This window comes from Lysinibacillus sp. fls2-241-R2A-57 (genome assembly GCF_030209535.1).
In the GTDB taxonomy this organism is placed as follows: Bacteria; Bacillota; Bacilli; order Bacillales_A; family Planococcaceae; genus Lysinibacillus.
This window is the reverse complement of record NZ_JARVRU010000196.1, coordinates 1-7,943: the sequence shown is the minus strand read 5'-3', so window position 1 is coordinate 7,943 and position 7,943 is coordinate 1. Positions and strand designations below refer to the sequence as shown.

The window sequence follows — 7,943 nt, the reverse complement described above, 5'->3', positions numbered from 1 at the left end:
ATACATGGGAAGAAATCAGTCAATCCCCTGAAACAATTCTTGCTTATCAATCTCGCTTAAAGTATATCCTAGATGAAGAAGCCCGTTATATTGATGGAATAAACAAGGGAAGAGAGCAAGGGAAAGCAGAGGGAATGAAAGAAGGACTAGAGCAAGGACTAGAACAAGGGCGTAAACAAGAGCAAATAGAGTTAGTGAAAAAATTGATGAAACGACATGTAACCGTTGAAGAAATAATGGATTTAGTAGGCTTATCGAGAGAAGAAATTGAAAGAATAAAGGATCTAGATTTACCTCAAGATTAACACATATAAAGCATGACTAAATATTTTGTCTATTCACTTTTCACAATAAAGATAGCTACCTGATGCTTGATTTTATTAAAAGTCAAGTTTTTACGCTGAAACTATTTAAAATAGTGCATTCTTATATAATGTCACACATTATATGTATAAAAATTAAAATTTTGGCTCTTCACCATAACTCGTGGTTGATTTTCTGTTAATTCAATAATTTTACATTTTACTATAGAAAAAAAGCGAAATCTCACGTATCGTAATCATGTTTTGGTGAAGAGTCCTTTTATTTCAATTTTTAATAAGATGTAGGTAGAGTCATGCCAACTTTTGTAATTCGCCATCTATTTTTATATAGATGGTTTTTTTTTTGATATGAGGACGTCTTTTAGAGTTTACTGTAAGTACTTTCCGTGACATAAAATTGTAACAATTCAAAAAAATAAAAGTGTTTTAAGGGAAATGATGGCACTTCTTGTAAATGAATGACGTTATTTTTATTGGAAACAAATATTTAGTTTCCCAAATAATACATTGGAGGATTTTACATTGAGTAAAGAAGAATTATTAAACTTGAGTAGTAATTCATTGTTTGTAGCATTTATATTACTACTAATCGCCATCATACCGATTGGGCTTGCCGTGAAATCAAAAGGAAAAATGTTTGGAAAAGTAGGGCTTACACTTACGTATATTGCTTTTATTTTACAGCTAGTTTATTTCATTTTAAGGTGGATTGCGGTTGATCATGCACCTGTAAGTAATATGTACGAGTTTATGACGTTTTTTGGCATCATGCTTACTGGTAGCTATTTGATTATTCATTTTTTATATAAACAAATAGTGGTAGGCTTGTTCACCATTCCTGTGTCATTAATTATTCTCGGTTATGGAAGTGTTTTTACAAAAGAAGTTTCACCACTTGTGCCATCGCTGCAAAGTCATTGGTTAACGATCCACGTTATGACAGTTGCATTTTCAAGTGCCATACTATCGATATCGTTCGCAACAGGTATTATTTATTTATTAAGAACATTAGATGTTTCTAAATTTTCGATTCGTACATTTGCCTTGGAATTTGTGATGTATTGTCTAATTGTCGTAATTGGCTTTATCGGAGTGGCTACTTATTTTAACTTTTCAGGAGATAAACTCGAGGTTCAGTTTGAAAATGTACAAGGTCAGGAAGAAACAGCAGTTTATACGATGAAGCCGCTCATTGTCACGAAAGACGCAGTAACATCTAGTGGGGAACAGGTTGGCGTTTTACAGATTACAAATAAGATAGATGCGAAGAAATTGAATTCTATCGTATGGGCATTTATAGGTGGAACGGTTTTATATGCTGTGATTTTACTCATTGCGAGAAGACCGTTAATTGTTTTATTAAAGCCATTAACAAACCGTGTACAACCAGCATTAATGGATGAAATTTCATATCGAGCTGTTGTCATAGGCTTTCCGCTGTTCGCCTTAGGAGGACTTTTATTTGCCATGATTTGGGCGCAGATTGCGTGGAGTAGATTTTGGGGCTGGGATCCTAAGGAAGTATGGGCACTTATCACATTTTTATTTTATGCTGCTTTCCTTCATTTACGACTATCTAAAGGCTGGGAAGGCGAGAGGACAGCTTGGTTAGCGATTGTTGGATTTGGCATTATCGTTTTTAATCAGGTATTTGTGAATTTAGTAATTGCTGGTTTACATTCTTACGCGTAAGGGGCTATGACTGAATATAATTATCAAATCAAAAAGAGACATCCGCAATTTGGATGTCTCTTGAATTTTGCACTGTTTATTCTAAAGCCGAAATTAAAGCTTTACAACATTAGTTGCTTGTGGTCCGCGGTTACCTTCTTCAACGCCGAATTCCACTTTTTGGCCTTCTTCTAAAGTTTTAAAGCCATCTGATTGAATAGCAGAGAAATGTACAAATACATCATTTCCACCTTCTACCTCGATAAAGCCAAAACCTTTTTCTGCGTTAAACCATTTTACTGTACCTTGTGTCATGTGAACAACCTCCCAAAAAAATTCAACAATCATATTCCTTCAATCGCTCGCAAAAAATCACGTATTCAAAAGCCGTATTACTTTTGAATACGTGATTTTAATGGTTAAGACGAAGTAATGTAATTATTATTGTTTTAATTATATAACAGTTCGAGACATTTATCCAGTATATTCCGTTTTTAGTAAGAAAAATTTACATTGGATTGTTTTTTACTATAATTTACAGGCGTGTTGATTAACTATTTTTATCCATCGGGATTAGAAGACGCTGATTTCTGCTACAAGTTACTCGCTTTCCTGCGGGAGTCGAGTAGCCCAATACTACAATCAGTTAATTAATCCATGCTTTCTCTTTAGCGACAATGACTGCCTCTGCACGAGATTCTACATTAAGTTTGACAAAAAGTTTGGATAAATAATTTTCGACGGTGCGTTGAGTAACCCCAATAGCGGAAGCGATTGCTTTATTTGTGCATCCTTGTGATACTAGCTGTAAAATCTCTTGTTCTTTATCACTAAGTAAAATGTCTTGCTGGGTATTTGATAGATTGGTACGTTGTTGTACAAAGTCTAAAAAATCTGCTGAAAGTAAGATTTCACCTCTTAGTGCAGCTTGAATAGTTTGAATAACTTGCTCCTTTGTGGCTAGCTTGGATAGTAGTCCGTCGATTTTTTTCTCAACCAATAGTTCGTAATAATCGGAAAGCTCGTATCCTGTATAGAGTAAAATAAGTGCTTCTGGTTGCTTTTTTTTAATCATTTCTGAAAGCTGGATGCCATTGATTGGTTTCATATTAATATCGATCAAAAATAATTGGAAATTTTGAGCATCCATTCTCGACAGTACAGAAGCACTATCCTGCTCTGTATCTATACGAACGTTTGTTAAATCCTGTAATAATGTTTTTGTACCATCTAAAACGACAGGATGGTCATCTACAATAAGAATATCAATCATATGATTCCACCTCCTCTTGTATTTGAATAAATATATGCATTCCTTCATTTTGACTGGAGGTTAGGGCGATATTTCCATTAAAAGCACGGACACGTTCTCGGATACCGTTAATGCCCATTGAAGTTGAAGATTGCATTAAATCTTCAATATTACAGCCAATACCATTATCATCGTATTGGAGGATAAAACCACGAGGGATCGCTTGCAGTCTTAGTGAAACCTCGGTTGCCTCAGCATGCTTTATTGCATTATTTAAAAGTTCTTGTACTAAGCGATAAACGACTAAATGTAAGGTTGCATCATGGAATTGAACACGTTCTATTTGAGTAGTTAACATAAAATCTGCCCGTATTTTCACTTTTTGTATCAGTTTTTTTAAGGCCATTTGTAACCCAAATGTATCAAGCAAAGGGGGACTTAGATTCTCGCAATATTCACGTAAATCTTTAGTTGCATTTAGTAATTGCTCCCGGATATCTAATACCTTTTCTTTTTTTATCATCGTTGAGCCAGCTAGGACATCTAACTCTCTCGCTATATGAAGCTGCTCTTGCAATACGGTGTCATGTAATTCCTGTGCTAAAATACTCTTTTCTTTTTCAGTGATAGTCCATAACAATTTATCGAGCCAAGGAAGCTGTGTATCGTTGTTATCCTTCATATGCTGTATTTCACACACTAAATCTTCAATGAGTTTTAAATTAACTATAAACATGGAAACATAGAGTGCAAGTAACTCCAACCAAAGAAGCTCTTCTTTGTGTAGAGCATGTCTAATTATCAAAATAATTTTTTCTTCACCCGTATCGTGTAATAGTAGATTAGTCATTTCAGTCTCTATGCTAACTTCACCTGGGCTGATTGGTACACCTTCGGATATTGTTGTAATGGTAAAAGATGCAGTACCCAGCTTTTCTATTATTTCATATTTAAACAAATTAAGTAATTCCTGCTGATTTTTTGCTTTACTCATGCGGTTAACGGCAGCATATAAATTATGTACATAATTGCCACTAGATGAAAAGATAACTTTTCGATACTTATAATCAAGCTGCTCCTTAATATAGAAACAAGCAATAAAACTAAGGAAAACAAGGATAAAGACACTCGTCATTTTAACAATCGACAATTGGTCTAAAAACACTATAATAATGCCTGAAGTTAATATTAAAGTGCTGAAAAAGGCTAGTGTTGAATAATAACGTAAACGAGATAATTGATATTCAATATCGAATAATCGTTCATTCAGTTGAATGAAGATAAAAGAAAAAGGAATAAACAATAAAAATAATGCAGCTAAATCAGCTTTTAATATAGTAGTGTGACCCAGAATTTCAGGGACGACGAAAAAAAGTAAAAACGGTAAGAAAGGCGTGATAAACGCAATAGCGATAAGACGGATCTTAGCCAATTTTGTTCGTAAATAACTTGTTAGTAAAATATAGACGGCATAAAGTACAAGTAAAGCAAACAGACCTAGAGTAATTAAAATGGATATATTTCTAATGTCAAAATTAAATTTTTCAATGAAATAACAGCAAGGTCTAAATAATAGTAATAAATACAGCCATTTGGTATTTATATATGGCCATTTTATATGAAGATAACAGAAATAACATTGTAAAAAGTGAATAAAAAGTACTAAGCATAAAACCATACAATTATTAATTACAAACATTCCAATTGGATTCCCTCTACTTGAGGCTCCCGTACTTATATAGGCCAATGAACATGTTAATAAAAATAATATTAATAATTTTGTGAGTTGATTATCTTTCTTCCTTTGCCATAAATAGATGGCAACGACAAAAGATAATATGAAATAAAACAGTGGAAAGATAATTTGCAAGTATAATTCTTCGGGAATATCTTTATGCTGAACTGTAATATTATGAATTTCGCCATTTGGCTTAGTAATTGTTAGCTCATTCGCACTTCTAGCGAGAGAATGGCGTTGGATTGACCTATTATCTTGTGCTGGTTTGCCATCGAGTTCCAGTAAAATATCACCTTTTTCAATATTTTGTTGCTGTGCCCAGTGAGGATAATAGAAGTCAACAATAACAGGTTGGCCGCTAGTTGTGTCCACTGAAATACTAATAAAAGGTACTCGTATTGCCACGACAAGTACATAAATACCGAGAAGTAGGTATGTTATAAAAATACTATATGTCCATTTACTCATAGTTTTCGCTCATTTATTTGCATGATCATAATGCCCCATTTCATCATTAAGTATGCTTATATTATCCATAATTTTTGGTAATTTTGGAATACCGAAATATGGTGTTTCGGAAAACCACTATTACTTTTTCGGAATAACGAAATAGTTTTTTCGGAGAAGGATGTGATAATGTAAATCTAGCATATGTGACGAAAAGGGGGAGCGTTGCATGAAAAAGAGTGGATTAACACTGATCCTTTTTTTTCTAATCGCTATCATGTCGTACCCAATGGCAACAATCGCTAAAAACTTTGAAAATGATGTGGTGAAAGTAGATATTTGCATTACCGGGGGTGACAATCATTTTATCTATAAGATTCCAAAGCATTTACATAATAATACGCCGTATTATGAAATGAAGAATAACATTGAATCTTCTTTAGCTAGGCATTGGAAGGTCGGAAATGCTCATTATGAAGCCCAACAGTCAGATGTTATATATACTTTTTTTATTAATGATTTAATTCATGAACAACAAGATGGGCAGATGAAAGTAGCAATTCCATATAATATTTTAGTAGGAATGTTTGATAAAAATGAGCCCATTCAATTACGGATTTTGGCTAGCAAATTAACCAACTGGAAAGTCAATGCAAAGGATTGGGCAACTCTCGGCTTTGAGGAACCACTCAATTATTTTAGTGATCAGGAATATGTTTTTGAGGGAGCGGTCAACGAACTATTACAGCAACGGGTAGGACATTTTAATGGTACAGTTATGAAAGGTCAAATGGTGCTGAAAAGTGTAATTTATTTTAACTTTATGATCGCACAGCTTATTGCCTGTATAATTTTATCAAGGCGTTTTAAAAAGAGAATTATTGAAGATCCAGAAACGATGCATCAGTTCCGAAAACTTAACTATATGTATCAAATCATTCCGTTAATGATTATTGTTATGCAAATTGTTTTTTTAGTTATGTCAGGGTTACTGACTGCGTTTAGTCTCTATTTTAACCCAGGCATTGACATATTACTTATTGTTGGCCCCATTATAGTTAATATTATTTTGTTGCCAATGTTTTTCGTCACGACTGAAAGCGAAATTTCAAAGGAGCTAGAATACAATTCCTTTGGCACAGGCATGTAAATATGGAATGATTGTTTTTTATTTTTTGACGACCAAATGTAGTTATTAGATGTTATAATGGTCAACAGCATACTTGAAGGAGCTGTTGAATGACATGACGCATCCAGAAATCGCGTACTTAAACTTACTACAACATATATTAGATAATGGAGTTAAAAGAGAAGATCGTACAGGAACAGGTACATATAGTGTATTTGGCTATCAAATGCGATTTGATTTGAGCAAAGGTTTTCCTCTTTTAACGACCAAACGTGTACCATTCAAGCTTGTAGCAAGTGAGCTACTTTGGTTTATTAAAGGGGATACAAATATTCGTTATCTACTGCAAAACAACAATCATATTTGGGATGAATGGGCTTTTAAAAAATGGGTTGAATCTGATCAGTATACTGGTCCTGATATGACAGATTTTGGTCGCCGTTGCTTAGTGGACGAGTCTTTTAATGCTGTCTATCAAAAAGAGTTAGCATCATTTTGTGAGCGAATTTTAACAGATGATGAATTTGCACGTCAATACGGGGAGCTTGGGAATGTTTACGGTAAGCAGTGGCGTAATTGGACAACATCGACAGGGGAAAATATTGACCAATTACAAGATGTGATCCATCAAATTAAGCACAATCCAGATTCACGACGTATCATCGTCAATGCATGGAATCCTGAAGATGTTATCAATGCTGGCGCAAAGGGCAGTAAAGCTGCATTACCTCCGTGTCATGTAATGTTCCAATTTTATGTCGCAAATGGCAAGTTGAGCTGTCAGCTAATGCAAAGAAGCCTTGATACATTGTTAGGCTGTCCATTTAATATTGCTTCATATGCATTACTGACACATTTAATTGCACATGAATGCGGATTAGAAGTTGGCGAATTTATTCATAGCATTGGGGATGCTCATATATATTCAAATCACGTGGAGCAAGTGAAAGAACAGCTATCACGCGAGCTTAGGGACCTACCAACCTTAAAAATTAATCCGGATAAAACGTCAATTTTTGACATAGAACTCGAAGATCTTTCTATCGAGGGCTATGATCCACATCCAGCAATTAAAGCACCAATTGCCGTGTAAACTAAAGCAGCAACCGATTTTGGTTGCTGTTTTTTTTATGTAGGCCGAAGTGATGGATTAAAGAGCTAGAGTGATGGGAAGAAGAGTTAGAGCGATGGATAAAAGGGGCAAAGTGACGGAAGGAAGAGCCAGGGCGATGGATAGAATACAGGGCGATGGATAAAAAGGCCGGAGCGACGGATAGAATTCATAGCGATGGATAAAAGGGCCAAAGCGATGGAAAGAATCAGAGCGACGGATAAAAGAGCCAAAGCGACGGAAAGAATACAGAGTGACGGATAAAAGAGCCA

Annotated in this window: 7 protein-coding genes and 1 pseudogene; 4 read left to right on the top strand and 4 right to left on the bottom strand. The window is 34.7% G+C overall.

What is annotated here, in order from left to right; all coding sequences use genetic code 11:
- Window positions 1–305: pseudogene (locus QRN68_RS23885) on the top strand (hypothetical protein); the annotation flags it as partial.
- 540 nt (window positions 306–845) lie between these two features.
- Window positions 846–2,015, top strand: a complete 1,170-nt coding sequence (gene ccsB / locus QRN68_RS23880; RefSeq protein ID WP_285399709.1) for a c-type cytochrome biogenesis protein CcsB — start codon at window positions 846–848, stop codon at window positions 2,013–2,015.
- Window positions 2,016–2,108: 93 nt separating this feature from the next.
- Here ccsB and QRN68_RS23875 read toward each other — a convergent pair whose 3' ends face one another.
- From QRN68_RS23875 to QRN68_RS23865, 3 genes are all read right to left on the bottom strand, one after another.
- Window positions 2,109–2,309: a cold-shock protein gene (locus tag QRN68_RS23875; RefSeq protein WP_053592785.1), complete on the bottom strand. Its 201-nt coding sequence runs from the start codon at window positions 2,307–2,309 to the stop codon at window positions 2,109–2,111.
- A 331-nt stretch (window positions 2,310–2,640) separates the two neighbouring features.
- Window positions 2,641–3,267 carry a response regulator transcription factor gene (locus tag QRN68_RS23870; RefSeq protein ID WP_285399706.1) on the bottom strand — a complete coding sequence of 209 codons (627 nt, stop codon included), beginning with the start codon at window positions 3,265–3,267 and terminating at the stop codon, window positions 2,641–2,643.
- Window positions 3,260–5,452 carry a sensor histidine kinase gene (locus QRN68_RS23865; protein ID WP_285399704.1) on the bottom strand — a complete coding sequence of 731 codons (2,193 nt, stop codon included), beginning with the start codon at window positions 5,450–5,452 and terminating at the stop codon, window positions 3,260–3,262. The genes QRN68_RS23870 and QRN68_RS23865 overlap by 8 nt, the downstream gene beginning before the upstream one ends.
- Window positions 5,453–5,660: 208 nt before the next feature.
- On the opposite strand from QRN68_RS23865, the gene QRN68_RS23860 reads away from it, so the two are divergent.
- Window positions 5,661–6,581, top strand: a complete 921-nt coding sequence (locus QRN68_RS23860) for a hypothetical protein (protein WP_285399703.1) — start codon at window positions 5,661–5,663, stop codon at window positions 6,579–6,581.
- Between the two features lie 94 nt (window positions 6,582–6,675).
- Window positions 6,676–7,653: a thymidylate synthase gene (locus QRN68_RS23855; RefSeq protein WP_285399702.1), complete on the top strand. Its 978-nt coding sequence runs from the start codon at window positions 6,676–6,678 to the stop codon at window positions 7,651–7,653.
- Between the two features lie 57 nt (window positions 7,654–7,710).
- On the opposite strand, the gene QRN68_RS23850 is transcribed toward QRN68_RS23855, so the two are convergent.
- Window positions 7,711–7,943: hypothetical protein (locus QRN68_RS23850; RefSeq protein ID WP_285399700.1), on the bottom strand; the 233-nt coding region annotated here is incomplete at its 5' end.

What these genes read in the sequence shown, in the direction of transcription:
- QRN68_RS23855 (WP_285399702.1), top strand. Translation starts at nt 6,676, where the DNA reads ATGACGCATCCAGAAATCGCGTACTTAAACTTACTACAACATATATTA.
- QRN68_RS23870 (WP_285399706.1), bottom strand. Translation starts at nt 3,267, where the DNA reads ATGATTGATATTCTTATTGTAGATGACCATCCTGTCGTTTTAGATGGT.
- QRN68_RS23860 (WP_285399703.1), top strand. Translation starts at nt 5,661, where the DNA reads ATGAAAAAGAGTGGATTAACACTGATCCTTTTTTTTCTAATCGCTATC.
- QRN68_RS23875 (WP_053592785.1), bottom strand. Translation starts at nt 2,309, where the DNA reads ATGACACAAGGTACAGTAAAATGGTTTAACGCAGAAAAAGGTTTTGGC.
- QRN68_RS23865 (WP_285399704.1), bottom strand. Translation starts at nt 5,452, where the DNA reads ATGAGTAAATGGACATATAGTATTTTTATAACATACCTACTTCTCGGT.